The organism is Burkholderia sp. 22313 (genome assembly GCF_052045245.1).
Classification (GTDB): Bacteria; Pseudomonadota; Gammaproteobacteria; order Burkholderiales; family Burkholderiaceae; genus Burkholderia.
In genome coordinates this window covers 1-23613 of sequence record NZ_JBQEON010000021.1, presented here as the reverse complement: position 1 = coordinate 23613, position 23613 = coordinate 1, and the positions used below count along the sequence as shown (strand labels likewise).

The 23613-nt window shown below is 67.6% G+C and carries 17 protein-coding genes and 1 tRNA gene; 6 read left to right on the top strand and 12 right to left on the bottom strand.

The features are described from left to right. Positions 1 to 10 precede the first annotated feature (10 nt). The 3 genes from ntrC to glnA form a co-directional block, all read right to left on the bottom strand. Positions 11 to 1537, bottom strand: a complete 1527-nt coding sequence (gene ntrC, locus ACTJKF_RS18335) for a nitrogen regulation protein NR(I) (RefSeq protein WP_440624923.1) — start codon at positions 1535 to 1537, stop codon at positions 11 to 13. 46 nt (positions 1538 to 1583) lie between these two features. Then, the gene (gene glnL, locus ACTJKF_RS18330; protein ID WP_440624922.1) at positions 1584 to 2726 is read right to left on the bottom strand and encodes a nitrogen regulation protein NR(II); all 1143 of its coding nucleotides are present in this window, start codon (positions 2724 to 2726) and stop codon (positions 1584 to 1586) included. A 162-nt stretch (positions 2727 to 2888) separates the two neighbouring features. Then, complete coding sequence (gene glnA, locus ACTJKF_RS18325; protein ID WP_440624921.1) at positions 2889 to 4304, bottom strand: type I glutamate--ammonia ligase; 1416 nt, start codon at positions 4302 to 4304, stop codon at positions 2889 to 2891. Between the two features lie 405 nt (positions 4305 to 4709). Here glnA and ACTJKF_RS18320 point away from each other — a divergent pair, with 405 nt between their 5' ends. Further along, a complete protein-coding gene (locus tag ACTJKF_RS18320; RefSeq protein ID WP_440624920.1) occupies positions 4710 to 5174 on the top strand; it encodes a rhodanese-like domain-containing protein in 465 nt (154 codons plus the stop codon). Positions 5175 to 5310: 136 nt separating this feature from the next. Here ACTJKF_RS18320 and ACTJKF_RS18315 read toward each other — a convergent pair whose 3' ends face one another. From ACTJKF_RS18315 to hrpA, 5 genes are all read right to left on the bottom strand, one after another. Beyond that, entirely contained in the window at positions 5311 to 6126 is an 816-nt protein-coding gene (locus ACTJKF_RS18315; protein WP_440624919.1) for a competence/damage-inducible protein A, read from the bottom strand. Beyond that, on the bottom strand, positions 6123 to 6950 hold the full coding sequence (locus ACTJKF_RS18310; protein ID WP_440624918.1) for an EI24 domain-containing protein: 828 nt from the start codon (positions 6948 to 6950) through the stop codon (positions 6123 to 6125). Before ACTJKF_RS18310 ends, ACTJKF_RS18315 begins: the two co-directional genes overlap by 4 nt. Before the next feature lie 112 nt (positions 6951 to 7062). Further along, on the bottom strand, positions 7063 to 8037 hold the full coding sequence (locus tag ACTJKF_RS18305) for a sterol desaturase family protein (protein ID WP_440624917.1): 975 nt from the start codon (positions 8035 to 8037) through the stop codon (positions 7063 to 7065). 16 nt (positions 8038 to 8053) lie between these two features. After that, a complete protein-coding gene (locus ACTJKF_RS18300) occupies positions 8054 to 9043 on the bottom strand; it encodes a YVTN family beta-propeller repeat protein (protein ID WP_440624916.1) in 990 nt (329 codons plus the stop codon). A gap of 183 nt (positions 9044 to 9226) precedes the next feature. Further along, positions 9227 to 13423 (bottom strand): ATP-dependent RNA helicase HrpA, encoded by a 4197-nt coding sequence (gene hrpA, locus ACTJKF_RS18295; protein ID WP_440624915.1) that lies wholly within the window; start codon positions 13421 to 13423, stop codon positions 9227 to 9229. 23 nt (positions 13424 to 13446) lie between these two features. Here hrpA and argA point away from each other — a divergent pair, with 23 nt between their 5' ends. Beyond that, complete coding sequence (gene argA / locus ACTJKF_RS18290; protein ID WP_014896599.1) at positions 13447 to 14826, top strand: amino-acid N-acetyltransferase; 1380 nt, start codon at positions 13447 to 13449, stop codon at positions 14824 to 14826. A 49-nt stretch (positions 14827 to 14875) separates the two neighbouring features. Continuing rightward, positions 14876 to 15151 (top strand): oxidative damage protection protein, encoded by a 276-nt coding sequence (locus ACTJKF_RS18285; protein WP_006478357.1) that lies wholly within the window; start codon positions 14876 to 14878, stop codon positions 15149 to 15151. A 243-nt stretch (positions 15152 to 15394) separates the two neighbouring features. Here ACTJKF_RS18285 and ACTJKF_RS18280 read toward each other — a convergent pair whose 3' ends face one another. From ACTJKF_RS18280 to ACTJKF_RS18270, 3 genes are all read right to left on the bottom strand, one after another. Beyond that, positions 15395 to 16810 (bottom strand): MFS transporter, encoded by a 1416-nt coding sequence (locus ACTJKF_RS18280; protein WP_440624913.1) that lies wholly within the window; start codon positions 16808 to 16810, stop codon positions 15395 to 15397. Positions 16811 to 16968: 158 nt separating this feature from the next. After that, positions 16969 to 18204, bottom strand: a complete 1236-nt coding sequence (locus ACTJKF_RS18275) for a CaiB/BaiF CoA transferase family protein (RefSeq protein ID WP_440624912.1) — start codon at positions 18202 to 18204, stop codon at positions 16969 to 16971. Beyond that, positions 18201 to 19955 (bottom strand): acyl-CoA dehydrogenase family protein, encoded by a 1755-nt coding sequence (locus ACTJKF_RS18270; protein WP_440624910.1) that lies wholly within the window; start codon positions 19953 to 19955, stop codon positions 18201 to 18203. The genes ACTJKF_RS18275 and ACTJKF_RS18270 overlap by 4 nt, the downstream gene beginning before the upstream one ends. Positions 19956 to 20128: 173 nt before the next feature. Here ACTJKF_RS18270 and ACTJKF_RS18265 point away from each other — a divergent pair, with 173 nt between their 5' ends. From ACTJKF_RS18265 to cysC, 3 genes are all read left to right on the top strand, one after another. Continuing rightward, entirely contained in the window at positions 20129 to 21031 is a 903-nt protein-coding gene (locus tag ACTJKF_RS18265; RefSeq protein WP_440624908.1) for a LysR family transcriptional regulator, read from the top strand. A gap of 234 nt (positions 21032 to 21265) precedes the next feature. Beyond that, positions 21266 to 21340: transfer RNA gene (locus ACTJKF_RS18260), tRNA-Val, on the top strand. 347 nt (positions 21341 to 21687) lie between these two features. Next, entirely contained in the window at positions 21688 to 22227 is a 540-nt protein-coding gene (gene cysC / locus ACTJKF_RS18255) for an adenylyl-sulfate kinase (protein WP_440624906.1), read from the top strand. A gap of 18 nt (positions 22228 to 22245) precedes the next feature. Here cysC and ACTJKF_RS18250 read toward each other — a convergent pair. Next, a partial coding sequence (locus tag ACTJKF_RS18250; RefSeq protein ID WP_440624905.1) for an aspartate aminotransferase family protein occupies positions 22246 to 23613 on the bottom strand: 1368 nt, incomplete at its 5' end.

Genomic DNA, 23613 nt, shown 5'->3' with positions numbered 1-23613 from the left:
CGACGCAGGCTTACGGCTCCAGATGGAGTTCCTGGATCTTGCGCGTGATCGTGTTGCGGCCGATGCCGAGCCGCTCTGCCGCCTCGACCTTGCGGCCGCGCGTAAAGTCGAGCGCCTCGCGGATCACGGCCGCCTCGAAACGGCGCGCGAGTTCGTCCATCACGTCGGCCGAATTCTCGCGCAACAACCGCGCGACTTCGGTGCGCAGCCCGCTTTCCCACATCGGATAGCCCGCCGGCGCCCCGTTCGGCGCGGCCGCGACAGGCGCGGCCGTCAGCGGCATCGCACCGGCCACGACCGGCACGGGCGCCCCCTCGGCAGCGCCGACGCCGGTGCCGGCGTGCATATCCGCGCCCTCGGCCGTCGCGCCCACCGGCGCGCCGGCCGGCACGAGATCGGGCGGCAGGTCCTTGATCTCGACCGTCTGCGCGGGGGCCATCACGGTCAGCCAGTTCGCGAGGTTCTCGAGTTGCCGCACGTTGCCGGGAAACGCGAGCGACGTCAGATACGCGAGCGCTTCGTCCGACACGCGTTTCGGCTCGACGCCGAGATCGCGCGCACTCTTCTGCAGGAAATGGCGCGTGAGCAGCGCGATGTCCTCGCTGCGTTCGCGCAGCGGCGGCAGCCGCAGCCGGATCACGTTGAGCCGGTGGTAAAGGTCCTCGCGGAACAATCCCTGCCGCACGCGCGCCTCGAGATTCTGGTGCGTCGCGGCGATCACGCGCACGTTCGCGCGCTGCGGGTTGTGGCCACCGACGCGATAGAACTGCCCGTCCGACAGCACGCGCAACAGGCGCGTCTGCAGATCGAACGGCATGTCGCCGATTTCGTCGAGGAACAGCGTGCCGTTCTCGGCCTGTTCGAAGCGGCCCTGGCGCGTGGTCTGGGCGCCGGTGAACGCGCCGCGCTCATGGCCGAACAGTTCGGATTCGAGCAGGTCCTTCGGAATCGCGGCGGTGTTCAGCGCGATGAACGGGCCGTTCGCCCGCGGGCTGTGCCGGTGCAGCGCCCGCGCGACGAGCTCCTTGCCGGTGCCCGACTCGCCGGTGATCAGCACGGTCGCGGCCGAATGCGACAGGCGGCCGATCGCACGGAACATGTCCTGCATCGCGGGCGCTTGGCCGAGCATCTCGGGCGCGTCGGCCACGCGCTCGTCCTGCGGCGCGCCGCCGCGCAGGCTTTCCTCGACCGCGCGGCGGATCAGTTCGACCGCCTTGTCGACGTCGAACGGCTTCGCGAGATATTCGAACGCGCCGCCCTGGAACGCCGCGACGGCGCTGTCGAGATCGGAGAACGCCGTCATGATGATGACGGGCAGGCCCGGCAGGCGCTCGTGCATCGCCTGCAGCAGCTCGAGGCCGGAGCCGCCCGGCATCCGGATGTCGGATACGAGCACCTGCGGCGTCTCGTGGTCGAGCGCGGCCAGCGCGTCGCGCACGTTCGCGAAGCTCTTCGTCGCGAAGCTGTCCCGGGCGAGCGCCTTTTCAAGCACCCAGCGGATCGATTGATCGTCGTCTACTATCCAGATCGGCTTCATAGGTCGGTCAGAGATTGGTGAATCCGGTGAATCGCAATACCGCCGCTCAATGGTCGAGCGGCAGCAGGATCTGAAATTCGGTACGTCCGGGCCGGCTCTCGACCTCGATCATCCCGTCGTGCTGCTGCACGAACGTCTGTGCGAGCGTGAGGCCGAGCCCGCTGCCGTCGTCGCGCCCGGACACGAGCGGATAGAAGATCCGGTCGCGGATCTCTTCCGGAATGCCGGGCCCGTTGTCGATCACGTGCAAGTCCAGTGCCAGCTTGTACAGGCGCTTCGCGATCGTGACCTTGCGCGCGACGCGCGTGCGCAGCTCGATCTTCGCGTCGCCCTGCGCGATCCGCTCGCGCAGCGCCTGCGCGGCGTTGCGCACGATGTTCAGCAGCGCCTGGATCAGCTGCTCCTTGTCGCCGCGCAGGTCCGGCACGCTCACGTCGTAATCGCGCTCGATCGTGAGCCCGCGCGGAAATTCCGCGAGCATCACCGCGCGCACGCGTTCGCATACTTCATGAATGTTCACGTCGCCGACGATGTGCGGGTGCCGATGCGGCTCCAGCAGGCGGTCGACGAGCGTCTGCAGGCGATCGGACTCCTTGATGATCACCTGCGTGTATTCGCGCAATTCGCCGCGCTCGCGCTCGCTCAGTTCGAATTCGAGCAGCTGGGCTGCGCCGCGAATGCCGCCGAGCGGGTTCTTGATCTCGTGCGCGAGGTTGCGGATCAGTTGCTTGTTGACCGCGGTCAGGTCGTGGATGCGCTCCTCGCGATCGGTGCGCGACTGCCGTTCGTTCTCGAACAGCTCGACGAGCACGAAATCGGGCGCGGTCTCGAGGAAGCCGACGATCGCATGCACGTGCAGCGGTTCGCGGCCGGGCCGGTCGAGCACGGTGTCGAGATGCGTCGCATGAAAGCGTTCCTCGCCGATCGCGGTGATCGTCGACGCGAGTTCGTTCGCGTTCGGGAAAATCTCGCCCCACGGCCGCTGCACGAGCTGCCGCCGCGAGATGTCGAGCATCGCCTCCGCGGACGGGTTCGCGAACGCGACCCTGAGCGTCTTGCGGTCGAGCACGATCACGACCGTCGGCAGCGCCTCCAGCCCCGCAAGCAGGCCCGAGCGCATGAGCCGCTCGTCTTCCGTCAGTCGCTCGGGCTGCCCCGTCTTCGCCTTGATCAGATTCTTCAGAGCCATCTTGCGTGCGTGTCGCGCCTCACCGGGTCGGGAAATGGAAATTGCCGGAACAAAAAAGGGACGGCTGGACGCCGTCCCCTTTCAGACTCCGCGGTTCCCGCCGCAAGCCGCGCGACGGGAACGAACCGGCATGACGGCGCTGAATCGAAGCGCCATCGCCGATTACAGCGAGTAGTACATCTCGAACTCGATCGGATGCGTCGTCATGCGGAACTTCGCCAGCTCCTGCTCCTTCAGCGCGAGGTACGCGTCGAGCATGCCGTCCGTGAACACGCCGCCACGGGTCAGGAACTCGCGATCCTTGTCGAGCGCTTCCAGTGCCTGGTCGAGGCCTGCGCAGACGGTCGGGATCTTTGCATCCTCTTCCGGCGGCAGGTCGTACAGGTTCTTGTCCGCGGCTTCGCCCGGATGGATCTTGTTCTGGATCCCGTCGAGGCCTGCCATCATCAGTGCCGAGAACAACAGGTACGGGTTCGCCATCGGATCCGGGAAGCGCGTTTCGATACGGCGGCCCTTCGGGTTCGACACGTGCGGAATGCGGATCGATGCCGAACGGTTGCGTGCCGAGTAGGCGAGCTTGACCGGTGCTTCGAAGTGCGGGACCAGACGCTTGTACGAGTTCGTCGTCGGGTTCGTGATCGCGTTCAGCGCGCGAGCGTGCTTGATGATGCCGCCGATGTAGAACAGCGCCATTTCCGACAGGCCGGCATAGCCGTTGCCCGCGAACATGTTCTGGCCGTCCTTCCAGATCGACTGGTGAACGTGCATGCCCGAACCGTTGTCGCCGACGACCGGCTTCGGCATGAACGTCGCCGTCTTGCCGTACGAGTGCGCGACGTTATGGATGATGTACTTCGACCATTGCGTCCAGTCGGCGCGCTCGACCAGCGTCGAGAACTTCGTGCCGATTTCGTTCTGGCCCTGGCCCGCCACTTCGTGGTGGTGCACTTCGACCGGGATGCCGAGCTGTTCGAGCAGCAGGCACATTTCCGAACGCATGTCCTGGAACGTGTCGACCGGCGCGACCGGGAAGTAGCCGCCCTTCGTGCCCGGACGGTGGCCCGTGTTGCCGCCTTCGAATTCCTTGCCAGCCGACCACGGTGCTTCTTCCGAGTTGATCTTCACGAAGCAGCCCGACATGTCCGTGTTCCACTGGACCGAGTCGAAAATGAAGAATTCCGGTTCCGGACCGAAGTACGCCGTGTCGCCGATGCCCGTGCTCTTCAGGTACGCTTCCGCGCGCTTCGCGAGCGAACGCGGGTCGCGCTCGTAGCCCTTGCCGTCGGCCGGCTCGACCACGTCGCAGGTCAGCACCAGGGTCGACTCTTCATAGAACGGGTCGATGAAGGCAGCATTCGGATCCGGCATGAGCAGCATGTCCGACGCCTCGATGCCCTTCCAGCCCGCGATCGACGAACCGTCGAATGCATGGCCGCTTTCGAACTTGTCTTCGTCGAACGCCGAAACCGGCACCGACACGTGCTGTTCCTTGCCGCGCGTGTCCGTGAAGCGGAAATCGACAAACTTGCAGTCCTCGTCCTTCACGAGTTGCATGACGTCGGCGACGGTTTTACTCATAACCTCTTCTCCTGATTGAACAATTCCGGCGGACTGGGAACCGCCTCGTTTATCGAGCTGCCCGGAGTCTGGCTTTGGCGCAGCGCGCCCCGGGTCGACCGAATTCTATATAGCAGCTTCCGTGCCAATCATCGCAAAACCGACGCGAATCGTGCCGGCCCGCGCCGCAGCGAGGCCCGACTGCGCGATTCCGGGGCCGGGCCTCGCACCCGCAGCGGGCCAACCGCACCGCGATGGTGCAATCGACCGGGTGCGCCGGCACGATTGAATCATTCTGGTGCGTGCGTGCCATTCTGCACTTTTTTGGTGAGCGCGTGGGCCATGCATGCGCCATCGGACACGCGGACATCCGCGCGGCGGCACCGCGCTAGAATGTTCGTTTGACCGATACGGAGACCTCCTGCCATGAGTACGCTCGACCAGCTTTACGCGAAGGCCGACGAACGCCGCGCCCAAGGCGCGCTCAACTATGCCGGCGCGCTGCTGCCGGTCGAGGCGTTCGAACTGCTGCAGCTCGACCCGTCGGCGCGTCTCGTCGACGTGCGCACCCGCGCCGAGCTTGACTGGATCGGCCGCCCGCTCGTCGGCGACGGCCAGTACCTGCATCTCGAATGGACGCGCTATCCGGGCGGCGTGCCGAACGCCGAATTCGTCGACGAACTGAAGGCCGCCCTCCCGGCCGATACGCCGATCCTGTTCCTGTGCCGCAGCGCCGCGCGCTCGAAGCTCGCCGCGGTCGCATCGTCGCAGGCCGGCTTCACGAAGGCGTTCGACCTCCTCGAAGGCTTCGAGGGCACGAAGGATGCCGAAGGCCACCGCAAGACGGTCGACGGCTGGTGCTTCCGGAAACTGCCGTGGATCGGCGCCTGACGGCGCCTGCGCACCGGCACGCCCGACTGCGACATCGTCGAGCCGGGCGATGACATCCCGATGACGGGCCGCGTTGCGCGGCCCGTGGCATTCATGCGGCCCGCGTGCCGGGCCGGGCGACCGATGCGCGACCCGCTCAGGTGCGCGACGCGTCCGGTTCGACGACGTCGCCGCCGAGCAGGTGCACGCCTTCGCGCAGCTTCACGAACGCGGCCGCGACCGCTTCGGGCTCGCCCTTCACACCGAGATCGATATGCCGGCGCGCGTAGATGCCGCCGCGCTCGGCGTCGCCGACGCTCGGCAGGCTGAACACGCGCACGCCGGGGAAATCGCGCTCGATCTTCTCCATCAGCGGCGTCAGCGTCGATTCCGGCAGCTCGAACACGTACAGCGAACGTTCCGCGTGCGGCGTCGCGTGATGCAGATGCGCGTATTTCGTGTCCAGCACCCACTCGATCATCGGCCACGCCATCACCGGGAAGCCCGGTACGAAATGGAGATCGCCGACCGAGAAACCGGGGATCCGGTTATAGCCGTTCGGGATGATCGTCGCGCCCGCCGGGAACACGCCCATGTTGAAGCGGTGCTGGTTTTCCGGCGACTCGAAGTCGACCGGCGTGGCTGGATCGGCATGGGTCTCGCGGATGCGCTCCGCAATCAGCACCTTCGCTTCCGGATGGAGTTCGAGCGGCACGCCGAGCGCGGCGGCCGCGCACTGGCGCGTGTGGTCGTCCGGCGTCGCGCCGATCCCGCCCGTGGAGAACACGATGTCGCCGGACGCGATCGCGCGGGCGAGGGTCGCGGTGATGCGTGCCGGATCGTCTCCGACGTATTCGGCCCAGTCGAGCGCGAGGCCGCGCGCGCCGAGCAGCTCGACGACCTTCGCCAGATGCTTGTCCTGCCGGCGGCCCGAAAGGATTTCGTCGCCGATGATGATGATGCCGATGCTCATGCCTGCCCCATGTCGATTGCGGTGGCGCGCGACTTCGCGCGCAGGTCGTCCAGCGCGCGCAGGCAATAGTGCCCGAACCACAGCGCCGAGAAGACGAGGATGAAAGCGTAAACCCAGATCATCGCGGCCGCCACGAACGGAAACAGCACCATCATCCAGACCGACGATACCCACACGAAGGTCGGCACGGTGCCGAGCAGCCCGGTCGCGACGCCGATGCCGATCAGCGGCCAGCGATGCTGCCGCACGAGCGCGCGGCGCTCGTCGCGGCTCGCGTGCTGCGCGAGCGCGTCGTAGGTCATCACGCGATACGTGAGCCAGCCCCAGATCACCGGCGGCAGCAGCGCGAAGAACGGCGGAATCAGCCACAGCGGGATCGTGACGACGAGCAGCACGACACCGACGAGCGCCGCGCCGAGCGAATTGAACACGCTGCCGAAGAAGGTGCCGCCCCGCTTCGCCTCGAGCGCCGCGAACTGCCGGTTCGACAGGTGCTTGATCACGACCGGCATCGAGATCGTCGCGATCAGCAGCAGCACGGTCAGCACGATCAGCGGAATCGCGAGCGACACGACGACGAACGGTGCGACGACCGCGTGCAGTTGCGACATCCCGATCGCGTCGAAGGCGCGATACAGCGCGGCGGTCAGCACGAAGCCGTCGAGCGCGCCGCGGGCGGCGTCGATCAGCGTCTGCCACGTGAACCACAGCACGACGCCCCACAGCAGCGCCGAGACCACGAACGGCATCAGGGTGAGCCACAGCATGCGCGGGTGCAGCGCGCTGGCGAAGGCCCGGACGAAGGAGCGCAGCAAGTCGTTCATGCGGACCTGTATCGATGGAGAAAAACGGGGAAAGCATAAACCACACGGCCCGCATGCGCCAAAGCGCATGCGGGCCGGGTGGAAAAGCCGTTCAATGGGAGAAAGGACGGGCTCAGGCCGACGCCGCGCCGCGCTTCGCCGGCACGATGCGCCGGAAGATCCGCACGAACGCGAGACCGTGCTGCGCCCAGAAGCCCTCGCCGTAGGACACGCCTTCGACCTGCTCGCGGATGCCGGTCGGCTCGACCGTGCGGTTCCACGACGCGGTGCCGAACATCATGTCCCACCACGGGAACAGCACGCCGAAGTTGCAGCCGTATTTGGTGCCTTCGTGACCGTAGCCGACCGCGTGGTGGCGCCGGTGGAAGATCGGGCTCACGAGCAGGCGCTCGCCGAGCCAGCCGAACGACAGCCGCGCATTCGTATGCTGGATGCTCTGCACGAAGTTCGTGACCGCGGTCAGCACGACGAACTGCGACGGCGTCACGCCGATCACGAGCGCGATCGCCGCGAAGAAGCACGATTGCAGCGCATCGTCGAGCAGGTGGTTGCGGTCGTCGCACCACAGCGACATCTGCCGCTGGCTGTGATGGACCGCGTGCAGCTCCCACCAGATGCCGAACTTGTGCTGCCAGCGGTGATACCAGTAGCCGGCGAAGTCGAGCACGACGAGGTAGATCGCGAACGCGACGATCGGCTGCGAGGTCACGCCCGGCCACAGATAGTCGAGGTTGACGTTCGAGATGCCGTGCAGGCGCAGCGAAGCCTGGAGCCTGTCGAACATCGGCCGCAGCGCGAAGAAGAAGAACAGCGAATAGATGCCGAGCTTCGTGATCGCGGTGTAGATCACGTCGACCCGCACCGCGCGGCGGTTCGTCCAGCGTTCGACCGGCATCAGCGCCTCGAGCGGGCGCAGCAGCGCGAACATCAACACCATCTGCAATGCGCCGATGATCACCCAGTACAGCGCGTCGTAGGTGTCCTCGTCATAGTCCATCAGGTTGAACTTGAAGAGGAGCGGCTGCACGACGTCGACGTACAGCCAGGTCTGGATGTCCGACACGAACGCATCGATCAGGTGCAGCATCGCTCGCCTCCGCCCGTCACGCGCCGTTCGCAGCCTTCCACGGCGCGCGGTCGTAGAAGTAGATCCCGTGCGGCGAACGGCCGACGGAGATCGTCTGCACCAGCTTGCGCGATGCCAGGTCGATGATCCCGACCTTCTTCGCGAAGCGGAACGTCACCCACAGCGTCTTCTTGTCGGCGGACAACTCCATGTCGTCCGGCCCCGGCAGCAGGCCCGTGATGTCGCCGACGTTGGTGAGCGTGTTCTCGTCCAGGATGCTGATCGTGTTCGCGACCCGGTTCGTGACCGCGACGTGCGTGCCGTCGGCGAGCGAGCGGAAGTTGTGCGCGCCCTTGCCGGTATAGATCTGCTTGACGACCTTCTGGTTGCGCCAGTCGACCACCGCGACGTAATCCGCGCCGGTCATCCCGACCAGCAGGAACTTGTCGTCCGGCGTGAGCCACAGGCCCGCCGGCACCTTGCCGACCTTCATCTTCCACTTGACCGTCTGCGTCGGCAGATCGATCGCCGCGATCTCGCCGGAGACCTGCAGCGACACGAGCAGCGTCTTGCTGTCCTTCGTGAATGCGAGGTGGCTCGGCATCACCGCGAGCGGCACGCGCTTCGCGAGGTGCACGTCGCGGCCGTCGTAGCTGTAGATATCGACGCGGTCGAGCCGCAGCCCGGCCGCCGCGAACCACTTGCGATCGGGCGAGAAGCCGAGCTGGTACGGATCGTCGATCCCTTCGACGGTGCGCTGCAGCTTGCCCGTCTTCGGATCGAGGAACATCAGGCTGTTCGAGACCGAATTTGCGACGATCAGCGACGCATTGTCGGGCGTCGCCATCAAATGGTGCGGTTCCTTGCCGGTCGGCATCGTGGTGACGACCTGGTGGGTCTGCTGGTCGATCAGGGAAAGCGTCGCTTCGGCCGAATTGAGGACGATCACGTTATTCGCGTGTGCGGCGGGCGCCAGCACGGCGGCGGCCAGCGCAAGCGTGCGGCCGAAGGAAAGGAAAGTGCGCATGAAGACTCACGTCGAGGAACAACCGTCATTGTAAAACGTTCGACCGGCCCCGCCGGTTGACGGAAACCGGCGTTGCGCCGTTTCGACGCCTGCCGAAGCGGCCGCGCGGCCCGCCGCGGCAGGCGCTGCGCGACCGGCCGCGGCGGCCAGCCGCCGGTGCGGGCCGGGACGGCCGCTGCGGCGCTAGCGCTGCATCGACTCCCAGACCTTGTGCAGACGCTTGACAGAGACAGGCATCGGCGTGCGCAGTTCCTGCGCGAACAACGAAATTCGCAGTTCCTCCAGCAGCCAGCGGAATTCCGCGAGCCGCGCGTCGGCAACGCCGCCGCGCTGCGACACCGCGCGCTGGTACTGCTGGACGAGCGGCAGCAGCTCGCTGGACTGCTTCGCGTCGCGCGCCGGGTCGGCCTTCAGCTTGTCGATCCGCAGCGCGATGCCCTTCAGGTAACGCGGGAAGTGCGCCAGCTGCACATAGGGAGTATCGATCACGAAGCGCTTGCCGACCAGCGCCGCGAGCTGTTGCTGCAGATCCGCGTGGGCCTGCGCGAACGGCTTCGCCTGCGCGAGCTTCTTCGCCAGCCCCACGTACTCGGCGAGGATTTGCCCGACGAGCCGCGCGATCTCCTGCGCGAGCAGGTTCAGGCGGCTGCGGCCCTCGTCGCGGCGCGCGTGGAAGCTCGCGTCGTCGTCGGGCAGCGGGTCCTGCAGGCACGCGCGGTCGAGCGCCGTGTCGATCAGCTGGTCGCGCAGTTCGTCCTGCGTGCCGAGCGACATGTACTGCATCGCCATCTCGCGCAGCCCCGGCAGGTTCTTTTCCAGGAACTTGATCGGCTCCTTCAATTGCAGCGCGAACAGCCGCCGCAGGCCGGCCCGGTGGATCCGCGCCGCCTCCTCCGGCGAGTCGAACACCTCGACGTCGCAGTGCGTGCCGCGATCGACGAGCGCCGGATAGCCGTACAGCGTCTGGCCGCGCCGGCGGATTTCCAGCAGCTCGGGGAGCTTGCCGAAATTCCACGTCGTCAGGTTCTCGTACAGCGCGGTCGCGCCGGCTTCGGCCGGAGCCGCCGTTTGCGGTGCCGCGCCCTTGGCCGGCGTGCCGCCCCGGGCGTGCGAAGCGGGCGCGGCAGCGCGTGCCGGCGTACCGTCGGCGTCATCCGCGGGCGTCTCGCCGCCGGGCGAGATCGTCGCTGCCGCCGCGATCTTCTGGAACTGCTGCTGCGCCTGCGCGCCGAGCTCCTGGCGCAGTTGCGCGAGATTGCGCCCCATCGCGAGCTGGCGGCCGTGCTCGTCGATCACCTTGAAGTTCATGAACAGGTGCGCGGGCAGCGTCTCGAGCTTGAAGTCGGCCGTCTTCATCGCGACCTGCGTCTCGCCGCGCACGTCGGCGATCAGCGCCTCGACCAGGCCGCCCGCGCCGAACCGCTCGCGCCCCATCCGCTCGACGAAGCCGGCCGCGTACTCGGGCAGCGGCACGCAGTGGCGGCGCAGCTTCTGCGGCAGCGACTTCAGCAGCAGCTGCACCTTCTCCTTGAGCATCCCCGGCACGAGCCATTCGCAACGGCGCGCGTCGACCTGGTTCAGCGCGTAGAGCGGCACCGCGAGCGTCACGCCGTCGCGCGGCGTGCCCGGCTCGAAATGGTAGGTGAGCGCCATTTCGACGCCGGCCATCGTCGCGCGTTTCGGAAACAGGTCGGTCGTCACGCCGGCCGCCTCGTGGCGCATCAGGTCGTCGCGCGACAGGTACAGCAGCCGCTGCTTGTCGTCGGGCTGACCGCCCTTCTTCACCGCGTCGCGATACCAGCGCTCGAACGCGGCGCCCGTATGGATGCCCGCCGGAATCGCCTGGTCGTAGTACGCGTAGATCAGTTCGTCGTCCACCAGCACGTCCTGCCGGCGCGACTTGTGTTCGAGCTGCTCGATGTCGGCAAGCAGCTTGCGGTTGTGCGCGAAGAACGGCAGCTTCGTGTCGAATTCGCCCTCGACGAGCGCGCCGCGGATGAACAGCTCCCGCGCGCGTGCCGGATCCTGCTGGCCGAACGCGACGCGCCGGCGATGGTAGATCGGCAACCCGTACAACGTCGCGCGCTCGAACGCGCTGACCTGCGCCGGGCGCTTCTCCCAGTGCGGCTCGGACAGCGATTTCTTCAACAGGTGCGCGCCGATCTTCTCGACCCACTCCGGCTCGATCTTCGCGAGGCAGCGCGCGTACAGCCGGCTCGTCTCGACGAGTTCGGCCGCCATCACCCAGCGGCCGGCCTTCTTCGCGAGCGCCGAGCCCGGCCACAGGTAGAACTTGATCCCGCGTGCGCCGAGATAGTGCGGATCGTCGTCGGCCTTCATCCCGAGGTTGCCGAGCAGGCCCGTCAACAGGGCCAGATGCACCTGTTCGTAGGTCGCCTCGACCTCGTTCAGACGCCAGCCGTGCTCGCGCACGACCGTCAGCAGCTGCGAATGAACGTCGCGCCATTCGCGCAGCCGCAGATGCGACAGGAAGTTCTGCCGGCACGCGTCGATCAGCTGGCGATTCGACTTCTTGTGCGCGACGGCCTCTTCGAACCACGCCCAGATCTTCAGCCATTGCAGGAATTCGGAGCGCTCGTCGGCGAACCGGCGATGCGCCTGGTCGGCCTGCTCCTGCGCTTCGATCGGTCGGTCGCGCGGATCCTGCACGGACAGCGCGCTCGCGATGATCAGCACCTCGCGCAGCGACTGCTGGTCGCGCGCGGCAAGAATCATCCGGCCGACGCGCGGGTCGAGCGGCAGCCGCGCGAGCTCGCGGCCGAGCGGCGTCAGCGCGTTGTCGTCGTCGACCGCGCCGAGTTCGTTCAGCAGCTGGTAGCCGTCCGCGATCGCGCGGCCGGGCGGCGGCTCGAGGAACGGGAACGATTCGATCGCGGTGAGGTGCAGCGACTTCATCCGCAGGATCACCGACGCGAGCGACGAGCGCAGGATTTCCGGATCGGTGAAGCGTGCGCGCGCCTGGTAGTCGCTTTCCTCGTACAAGCGGATGCAGACGCCGTCGGCCACCCGGCCGCAGCGGCCCGCGCGCTGGTTCGCGGCGGCCTGCGAGATCGACTCGACCTGCAGCTGCTCGACCTTGTTCCGGTACGAATAGCGCTTCACGCGCGCGAGACCGGTGTCCACCACATAGCGGATGCCCGGCACCGTCAGCGACGTTTCGGCCACGTTGGTCGCGAGCACGATGCGGCGCGCGTTCGATGCCTTGAACACCTTGTCCTGGTCGGCCGCCGACAGCCGCGCGAACAGCGGCAGGATCTCGGTATGCGGCGGGTGGTGCTTGCGCAGCGCCTCGGCCGCCTCGCGGATCTCGCGCTCGCCCGGCAGGAACACCAGCACGTCGCCAGGGCCTTCGCGGCACAGCTCGTCGACCGCGTCGACGATCGCGTCCATCAGGTCGCGTTCGGCCTCGCGCGCGGTCTTCACGCGGTCGCGGCCGCCCGTGCCTTCCGCATGCTTCACGGCCGGCCGATCTTCAGCTACCGGGCGGTAGCGCATCTCGACCGGATACAGCCGCCCGCTCACCTCGATCACCGGCGCCGGACGTTCGTCGCTGCCGAAATGGCGCGCGAAGCGGTCGGCGTCGATCGTCGCGGACGTGACGATCAGCTTCAGGTCCGGCCGCCGCGGCAGGATTTCCTTCAGGTAACCGAGCAGGAAGTCGATATTCAGGCTGCGTTCGTGCGCCTCGTCGATGATCAGCGTGTCGTACGCCTTCAGCAACGGGTCGGTCTGCGTCTCGGCGAGCAGGATGCCGTCCGTCATCAGCTTGACGGACGCGCCCGGCGCGAGATTGTCGGTAAAGCGTACCTTGTAGCCGACCACTTCGCCGAACGGCGTGCCGAGCTCCTCGGCGATGCGCCGGCCGGTCGACGACGCGGCGAGGCGCCGCGGCTGCGTATGGCCGATCAGGCCCGTGCCGCCGGCGCCGAGGCCGCGGCCGAGATCGAGACAGATCTTCGGCAACTGGGTGGTCTTGCCGGAACCCGTTTCGCCGCAGACGATCACGACCTGGTGACCGGCGATCGCGCGCGCGATCTCGTCGCGCTTGCCCGACACGGGCAGGCTTTCGGGGTAGGTGATCGGCGGAACCGGATTCGGGGCGACAGCTGCGCGCGGCGGACGCTCGCGACGCGGCGCGCGCTCGCCGGCGGCCAGAGGCGCGTCCTTCGCGACCGGCTCGCCTTGCTTGCCCTGCTGGCGGCGCCGTTCGTCGCCACGCGGCGGCTTGTCTGCCTGCGGTTGCTGCTGCTGGCGCGGCGGCTGGCCCTGCTGCTGATGCGCGTCGGCCGCACCATCCGGGTGCTTCGCCGACGGCGCTTTGGCCCGCGTCGGCGCGGGACTTTTAGGTACATTCGACATGGGGGCGCATTATAATCCCGCCCATGAATTCCCAAACCGACCTCCCTCCCGCCCAGACCGGCGCCGCGACGCCGCCGGCCGCCGACGATTCGGCCGCCAGCCACGCGCAGTTCGTCGACTGGATGCGCTCCGTCGCGCCCTATATCCACAAGTTCCGCAACAGCACGTTCGTCGTGGGGTTCGGCGGCGAGGTGGTGCAGCAGGGGCTGCTGAACGCGCTTGTGTCCGACATCGCGCTGCTGCAGGCGATGGGCATCCAGATCGTGCTGGTGCACGGCTCGCGGCCGCAGGTCGAGGAGCAGCTGAGCCTGCACGGTGTCGAATCCGAGTTTTCGCATGGGCTGCGCATCACCGATGCGCGCGCGCTCGAATCCGCGAAGGAAGCGGCCGGCGAGGTGCGTCTCGACATCGAGGCCGCGATCAGCCAGGGTCTGCCGAACTCGCCGATGGCGCACGCGCACATCAGCGTCGTGTCCGGCAACTTCGTGACCGCACGGCCGGTGGGGATTCTCGACGGGGTCGATTTCGCGCACACGGGCATCGTGCGCAAGATCGACGCCGAATCGATCCGTCATTCGCTCGCGAGCCGCAAGCTCGTGCTGCTGTCGCCGCTCGGCTTCTCGCCGACCGGCGAGGCGTTCAACCTGTCGATGGAAGACGTTGCATCGGCCGCCGCGATCGCGCTGCGCGCCGACAAGATCATCTTCCTGACCGAAGCGCCCGGCATCGTCGACGACGAAGGCGAGCTGGTGCGTGAAATGTCGCTCGACGCGGCCGCCGAGCTGCTCGATTCCGGCAACGTCCAGGGCGACGACGCGTTCTTCCTGAAGCACTCGATTCGCGCCTGCCGCGGCGGCGTGACCCGGGCCCACCTGATTCCGCAGTCGCTCGACGGCAGCATGCTGCTCGAACTGTTCCTGCACGACGGTGTCGGCACGATGATCTCGTACGAGAACCTCGAGAGCCTGCGCGAGGCGACGCCGGACGACGTCGGCGGCATCCTGTCGCTGATCGAGCCGCTCGAATCGGACGGCACGCTGGTGCGGCGCGGCCGCCACCAGATCGAACGCGACATCGACCACTTCTCGGTGATCGAGCACGATGGCGTGCTGTTCGGCTGCGCGGCGCTGTACCCGTACCAGCAGGAAAAGATCGGCGAGATGGCGTGCCTGACGGTCGCGCCGGAAGCGCAGGGCTCGGGCGACGGCGAACGCCTGCTCAAGCGCATCGAGCAGCGCGCCCGTGCGCGCGGCCTCACGCACATCTTCGTGCTCACGACGCGCACCGAGCACTGGTTCCTCAAGCGCGGCTTCGTCAAGGTCAGCGTCGACGACCTGCCGGAAGACCGCCGCAAACTCTATAACTGGCAGCGCAAGTCGCTCGTGCTGATGAAGCAGCTCTGAGCGCAGGCACGACTGCCCTCCCCCAGACCGATTACAGGAGAAGTACACGATGGCTCGAATGATCCAATGCGCGAAACTCGGCAAGGAAGCCGAAGGTCTCGATTTCCCGCCGCTGCCGGGTGAACTCGGCAAGCGCATTTATGAAAGCGTGTCGAAGGAAGCGTGGCAAGGCTGGCTCAAGCAGCAGACGATGCTGATCAACGAGAACCGCCTGAACATGGCCGACCCGCGCGCGCGTCAATATCTGATGAAGCAGACCGAGAAGTACTTCTTCGGCGACGGCGCGGACCAGGCGTCCGGCTACGTGCCGCCGACGGAAGGCTAAGCCCCGCGCATCGCGATGGCCGGCCATGCCGGCCGCGTCGCGACGTGACGCAACCGCCAGGCAAACGGCACCGTGGATCGCACGGTGCCGTTTGCTTTTGGGGCACGTGATTCGGGACGCGTGCTTCGGCGCGAATCGCGGCCACTGCACGATCCGTCCGGCGCGCGATGCCGCCGGCGCGCCGAATTACCGCCTCACCGAATGACCGAATCGCCGGCGGGCCGATCCACGCCGGCCCCCGGCTCACCCCGCCGGTTTCAACGTGCCGCGATCGTCCGGCTGCGTGGCGGCCTCGCCGGCCGGACTGTCGGCGCTCACGCCTTCGGCGCCCCACTCCGCCGCATCGCTGCGCTCGGCCGTCGACAGTTCGTCCGCGCGATAGCCGGTGCGATTCAGCAGCGCGAGCATGCACGCGAGCGACACGAGCGCATAGAGCCCCGACGCGATCGCGACGCCGACGATGCTGCCCGTCGCGTTCAGGATCGCCTGCGCGAGCACCGGCGTGCCGCCGCCGACGACGAGCGCGCTCAACTGATACGCGAGCGACAGGCCGGTATAGCGGATGTTGGCCGGAAACACCCGCGCGAGCACGCCGCCGACCGCGCCGTAGAACATCGCCGACGGAATCGTCGAGATGCACATTCCCGCGACGGCGACCCAGTACGACCGGGTTGCGAGCGCGTGGAACATCACCGGCATCAGCACGATCTCGGGAATCAGGATCCAGCACATCGCGCGCCGCATGTCGACCTTCGACACGAACCATGCACCAACCGGCTGCATCAGGAACTGCACGACGAGCGAGATCGACAGGATGCCGAGGAACGTGCCCTGCGCATAGCCGAGTTCCTTGGTCGCCCACGACAGCGCGAACGTGCTGCGGAAGTACGTGACGTTGATCACCGGCAGCGTGCCGGCCGCGAGCAGCACGACCACCCAGTGATCGCGCACGACGTCGCGCAACGGCAGCTTCACGGTGCGCTTGCGCGCGAGCACGCGCTGCATGTCGGCCGACTCCTCGAGCCTCAGCCGGATCACCATCCCGATGATCACGAGCACCGCCGACAGCAGGAACGGAATGCGCCAGCCCCACATCAGGAACGACGGCGTCGGCAGCGCGCTCAGCGCGAAGAACGCGGCCGTGGCCAGCAGGTTGCCGGTGGGCGAACCCTGCTGCGCGAACGCCGCATACAGGATGCTGCGATGCTTCGGCGCGTTCTCGCTCGCGATCAGCACCGCGCCGCCCCACTCGCCGCCGACCGCGATGCCCTGCAGCACGCGCAGCACGACGAGGCCCGCGGGCGCCCACACGCCGACCGACGCGTAGCCGGGCAGCAGGCCGATGCCGGTCGTGGCCAGCCCCATCATCACCAGCGTGATCACGAGCGCGGTCTTGCGGCCGACCCGATCGCCGAGATGACCGAACACGATGCCGCCGAGCGGCCGCGCGGCGAAGCCGGCCCAGAACGTGACGAACGCCAGCAGCGTCGCGACACCGGGATCCATCGTGCTCGAAAAGAACACCTTGCCGAACACGAGCGCGGCGGCGGTGCCGTAGATGTAGAAGTCGTACCACTCGATCGTGGTGCCGACGAACGCCGCGAAGGCGGCGCGGCCGGGCCGCGGCTGCGCGGCTAACGGGGATTGCGGACGGCTCATCGATGTCTCCATGTTTGTGATCGGCGGCGCGACTGTCGCGCGCCTTGCCGGATGGCCGGCCTTGCGCCGCCGGCTGGCGGGGTTGCTCTACGTTGCGTTGCCTGGAACGACTGTGATCTGCCGGCTCGGGGCGCTCCTCTGCGGGCGCCCCCGGCGCGTCACGTCGGATCGGGCGCGACCTTCAGCACGCCGGCATCGAGCAGTTGCTGCTGGAGCGCGGGATCGACGCCGAGGCGGTCGAGCACCGCGCGCGTGTCGCGGCCGAGCGCCGGCGGGGGCGTTCGGTAGGTCGCCGGCGTGCGCGACAGCTTCACCGGCGAGGCCGTCCCGCGATACGTGCCGATCTCGACGAACAGCTCGCGATGCAACGCATGCGGATCGCGCGCGACGTCGGCAACCGTGCGCACCGGCCCGCACGGCACGCCGGCCGCCATCAGGTCGCGTGCCAGCGGCTCGCATGGATGGACGGCGAGCCGTGCCTCGAGCTCCACTTTCAATTCGGACCGGTGCGCGCAGCGGCTGCGGTTGTCGACGAAGCGCGGATCGCCGGCGAGCGCCGGTGCACCGAGATGGGCGACGAGGCGGGCGAACTGCCGGTCGTTGCCGACCGCGAGGAAGATCGGCACGCTCGCCGTGCGATAGCTGTCGTACGGCGCGATGTTCGGATGCGCGTTGCCGCTGCGCTCGGGCACGCGCCCCGAGCCGAAGAAGTTCGGCAGGTGCGGATGCAGCAGCGACACGCCGCAGTCGTACAGCGCGATGTCGATCGACTGGCCCTGCCCGCTCTGCCCGCGCTCCGCGAGCGCGAGCAGGATGCCGGCGAGCGCGTTGAGCCCGGTGACCATGTCGACGATCGGCAACCCGATGCGTGTCGCGGCGCCGTCGCGCTCGCCGTTCACGCTCATCAGCCCGGCCATCGCCTGGATCACCGCGTCGTAGCCGGGCAGCCCGCCGAGCGGGCCGTCGTCGCCGAAGCCCGTCACCGCGCAGTGGATCAGGCGCGGAAAGCGCGGCTGCAGGTCGCGCGCGTAGTCCATTCCCCAGCGCGCGAGCGTGCCGGGCTTGAAGTTCTCGACGAGCACGTCGGCGTCTTCGAGCAGGCGCCACAGGATCGCGCGCCCTTCGTCGCGGGACAGGTCGAGCGCGAGCCCTTCCTTGTTGCGGTTCACGCCCATGAAATACCACGCGGTGTCGTCGAGGAACGGCGGCCCCCAGCCGCGCGTCTCGTCGCCGTCGGGCGGCTCGATCTTGATCACGGTCGCGCCGTGATCGGCGAGCGCCTGCGTGCAGTAAGGGCCGCCGAGCACGCGGCTCAGGTCGACGACCTTCAGGCCGTCCAGTGCGCCGCGTGGCGGCTTCACCGACGTCGTCGCCGTCATGTTCGTCGCGTTCATCGCTCGACCTCCGGCAGCAGATCGAGCGCCATGTCGAGCGGCACCGGCGCGCCGCGCAGCAGCGCGTCGAATGCCGCCGTCTCGTCGTCGCGCGAGGCGGGCGCGAGCGGATCGACCGGCAACAGCTTGTAGCGCACGATCAGGTGCGCGAGCGCGAGGCGCCGGTAATCGGGCGCGAGCCGCACGCCCTCGCACGCCATCAGCACGGCCGCGCTCGCGTAGTACAGCGCCGACGCAGCCTGCCGCACGCGCGCGTCGTCGCCTTCCGCCGCGACCCGTGCGAGCGCATCGCACGCGCGCGCGAGAATGCGCCGCAGCGCCGCGCGGCTCGCGTCGGGCAGCGGCGCCGCGCCGAGCCGATCGCCGAGGAACGTGCGCAGCGCGTCGAGCGCCTGCTCGCGCCGCGCGGCGCGCGCGACGTCGAGCGCGACGATGTTGCTCGTGCCTTCCCAGATCGAACCGAGATGTGCGTCGCGCACGAGCCGCGCATCGCTCCATTCCTCGATGTAGCCGGTGCCGCCGCGCACTTCCATCGCATCGCCCGTCACGCGGCGCGCATCGCGGCACGCGCGGAACTTGATCAGCGGCGTCAGGATGCGCACGCAGCGCGCGGCCTGCTCGTCGCCCGCATCGGCTTGCGGCAGCAGCAGCGCGATCTGCATGAACATCGCGCGCGCGGCCTCGGCCGGCAGCAGCATCTTCATCAGCTGGCGCTGCATCAGCGGCATCTCGATCAGCTTGCGGCCGAATGCAGCACGATGTGCGGCGACGTGGAGCGACTCGTTCAGCGCGCGCCGCATCAGCCCCGCCGCGCGCACGCCGTTCGACAGCCGCGACATGTTGATCATGTCGGCCATCTGGTGAAAGCCGCGGCCGATCTCGCCGATCAGGTAAGCCTGCGCGCCTTCGAGCGCGATCTCGCCGCTCGCCATCGAACGGCTGCCGAGCTTGTCCTTCAGCCGCACGATCCGGTAGCGGTTGCGCGTGCCGTCCGGCAGCGTCTTCGGCAGCAGGAACAGCGCGAGCCCCTTGATGCCGTCCGGTGCGCCATCGGGCCGCGCGAGCACCATCGCCAGGTCGGCGTCCGCGTTCGAGCAGAACCACTTGTCGCCGTACAGGCGCCACCCCGTTCCGCCCTGCTCGTCCGTCTCGCGCACCGCGCGCGTCGCAATGCGCGCGACGTCGGAGCCGGCCGCCTGCTCGGTCATGAACATCGCGCCCTGGAACAGCGTATCGAAATCGCGCGACGCCAGCATCGGCAGGTAGTGTTCGACGAGCGCCGGCTCGCCGAAACGGCGCAGCGTGCGCGTCAGCGAATCGGTCATGCTGACCGGGCAGCACAGCCCGAATTCCGCCTGCACGAACAGGAACGTCAGCGCGTATTTGACGAGCGGCGCCACCGCCTCGGGCTGGTGACTCAGCGACGCGAGCCCGAGCTCCGAATAGGCGACCCGTTCGAGCGCGACATACGCGGGATCCTTGTCGATCCGCTGCACGGCTTCGCCGCGCCGGTTGCGGTGTTCGAGCACGGGCGGATGCTTGTCCGCGCGCGATGCCCATTCGTCGAGTTCGCCGGACACGCGCGCGCCGAGCGCGTGCAACTGCGGTTCGAGTTCTGCGTAGCGGGCGGCGCCGAGATGCAGCCTCAGCAACGCGCCGAGGTCGGGATCGGCCGTGAAGAAATTGATGCCGCGGCTGTCGGGAATGTTGCTGGATGCGCCGGCGTCCGGCGTGCGAGCGGTGTCGTTCATGCATGCGTCTCCGTGGTGGCCCGGCTGCCGGCCAGTGCGCGCGCCGTGGCGGCGCGGCCGGCGAGTGCCAAGCGTTCAGCAGAGCGTAGGCGCGCGGTCGATAACCGTCCAATACAGGATTTATCCGGTACGATAGACGGCGCTTATCGATGCCGATGCGACGAGGAGTCAGCATGGAACTGAGGCAGTTGCGCTACTTCGTGGCGGTCGCCGAGGAACTGCATTTCGGGCGCGCGGCGAAGCGCCTGTTCATCTCGCAGCCGGCGCTGAGCTTCGACATCCGCAAGTTCGAGGAAGCGCTCGGCGTGCAACTCTTTTCGCGCACCAACAAGACGGTCGCGCTGACCAACGCGGGCGCGGTACTGCTCGGCGAAGCGCACCGGCTGCTGCTGCAGGCGGCCGAAGCCGAGCGGCTCACCGTGCGCTCGGCGTCGGGCCTCGCGGGCCGGCTGCGGATCGGCTTCGTCCATTCGATGCTGTATCGCGGGTTGCCCGATGCGGTGCGGCGCTTCGAGGCCGACTATCCGGGCGTCGAGATCGTGCTGAGCGAAATGAACACGCAGGCACAGGTGCAGGCGATCCAGCGCGGCCAGATCGATCTCGGCTATGCGCACTGGGGCCACTGCCCGCCCGAGGTCGAATCGGCGCCCGTCTACGCGGAACCGTTCGTCTGCTGCCTGCCGGCCGCACACCCGCTCGCGCGGCGCCGGCAGGTCGCGCTCGCCGCGCTGGCCGCGGAACCGTTCATCCTGTTTCCGCGCGACGCGGCACCGCACTATCACGACCTGATCATCGCGCAGTGCGTGACCGCGGGCTTCAGCCCGCTGATCCGTCACGAGGCGCGGCTGTGGCAGACGATCCTGTCGATGATCGAGTTCGGGATGGGCATCGCGCTGGTGCCGCGCGTGCTGCAGCAGGTGAAGAGCGAGCGGCTCGCGTTCCGGCCGCTGAAGGATGCGTCGCTCGAATCGCGCACGCTGGCGCTCAAGCGCAGCGGCACCGCCGAACCGGTCGCGCTGCGCTTTGCCGACTACGTGCGCGCGTCGATCGACGCGTTGCCGGCGCTTGCGGGCTGAGGCGGCGCGACGCGCCTTCGCGCCGCGGCTGCTTCGTTACTTCGCTTCGCTACTTCCCTTCGTTACTTCGCTTCGGGCTGCAGCACCGGCTGCGCGCGCCGGTACCACACCGCATACACGACGGACAACGCGATCAGGAACGGAATGCCGAAGATCAGCGTCATGGGTCCTGCAAAATATTTGAAGAAAGTGCTTTACGAACCCCAAAATCTCTGACATAATCTTTTCTTCTTTGGGCGGTTAGCTCAGCGGTAGAGCACTGCCTTCACACGGCAGGGGTCACTGGTTCGATCCCAGTACCGCCCACCAAAGAATTCAAGGGCCTGCGTCTCACGACGCAGGCCCTTTTCGTTTTGCGCGCCGCATTCGTCATTGCTCACGTCCGAGAGGCAATCGCACGGGGCCGGCACGATCCCCACGCACGCCATGCACGCACCGGACCGCCGTTGCGTGCCGTCATCGCCATCGGATGACATGACGGAATGTCCAGATGTAATAAACGGTAACGAATTCGTAACATTGAATGGATACCGGCTGCCTAGAATCCACCGACAATAGTAGCCGGCCGAGCGGCACCGGCCGCCACATCCAATCAAGACGAAACGGGAATCCGGAACGCGCATTGCGCGGCTGGCTTACACCGTCGCAATACACCCATGACACTGCCGAATTCACATACCTTGTGGTTGACAGGCCTGAGTGGCGCAGGCAAGTCCACGCTCTCGCGCGAAATCGCCGCACACTTGCGCACGCAGAACATGCCCATCTGCATTCTCGACGGCGACGAACTGCGCTCGGGCGTCTCCCACGATCTCGGATTCCGGCGCGACGATCGCGCCGAAAACTGCCGGCGCACCGCCGAAATCGCCAAACTGCTGAACAGTCAGGGAATCACGGTGATCGTCGCACTGATTTCCCCGTATGCCGCCGACCGGGAACTGGCCCGGGAAACCATCGGCGACGCGCGCTTCGTCGAAATCTATCTGAAGACCGATATCGAGACCTGCTCCGCGCGCGATCCGAAGCATCTGTACGCGAAGGCCATCACGGGCCAGACGCGCCAGTTCACCGGCATCTCCGATCCGTACGAGGCGCCCGTCGCGCCGGATCTCGTCGTCGAAACCGGCACGATGTCCATCTCCGCGTGCGTCGCGCGCATCATCGAGTTCGATCAACAGCGTTTCGACTACGCCTGATCGAAGCACCGCGTTCGATCACCTCACCCGCCCGACCCGTTCCGCGGTCGCATCGAACGCGCGCTTCGCCTTGTCGACGATCTCGTCGACCTCCCCCTCGCGAATCACGAGCGGCGGCGACAGCAGCATCCGGTCGCCGGTCGCGCGCATGATCAGGTTCCCGTTGAAGCAGAAATCGCGGCAGATCGTGCCAATATCGACGCTGCCATCGAACCGCTCGCGCCGCTCACGATCGCGCGCGAGCTGGACGCCCGCGACGAGCCCTGCCCCGGCAATCTCCCCGACGATCGGATGATCGGCGAGCGCGCCGCGCAGCCGGCGCTGGAAATACGGCCCGATGTCGTGCTTCACGCGCTCGACGATCCCTTCGTCGCGCAGCAGCTTCAGGTTCGCGACCGCCACCGCCGCCGCGACCGGATGGCCCGAGTACGTGAGGCCGTGATTGAATTCGCCGTGGTCGATGATCGGGCGCGCGATACGCTCGTGAATGCCGACCGCGCCCATCGGCACGTAACCCGACGTGAGCCCCTTGGCCATCGTGATCAGGTCCGGCTCGAAACCGAAATGCTGATGCGCGAACCATTCGCCGGTGCGGCCGAAGCCGCCGATCACTTCGTCGGCGACGAGCAGGATGTCGTACTTGCGGCAGATCCGCTGGATTTCCGGCCAGTACGTCGACGGCGGGAAGATCACGCCGCCCGCGCCCTGGAACGGCTCGCCGATGAACGCGGCGACGTTCTCCGCGCCGAGTTCGAGGATCGTCGCTTCGAGCTGCTGCGCACGCGCGAGGCCGAATGCTTCGGGCGTCTCGCCGGCTTGCGCTTCGTCGAAGAAGTACGGTTGATCGATGTGCACGACGTGCTCGACCTTCGACGGCATCTGCTCGTGCATGTAGCCCATCCCGCCGAGCGTGCCGCCGGCGATGGTCGAGCCGTGGTAGCCGTTCTTGCGCGAGATCACGTATTTCTTCTGCGGCTGGCCCTGCACGCGCCAGTACTGATGCACGAGGCGCAGCACGGTGTCGTTGCCTTCCGAGCCGCTGTTGCAATAGAAGAAGTGGTTGAAGCCCGCGGGCGTCACCTCGGCCAGCAGCGCCGACAGCTCGATCACCGGCGGGTGCGTGGTCTTGAAGAACGTGTTGTAGAACGGCAGTTCCTGCAGCTGGCGATACGCGGCGTCGGCGAGTTCCTGGCGGCCGTAGCCGACGTTCACGCACCAGAGGCCGGCCATCCCGTCGATGACTTTGTTGCCGTCCGAGTCCCACAGATACACCCCGTCGGCCTTCACGATCACGCGGCTGCCCGCGCGGTTCAACGCGCCCATGTCCGAGAACGGGTGGATGTGATGCGCGGCGTCGAGCGCGCGGTATTCGGCGGTCGTGCGCGC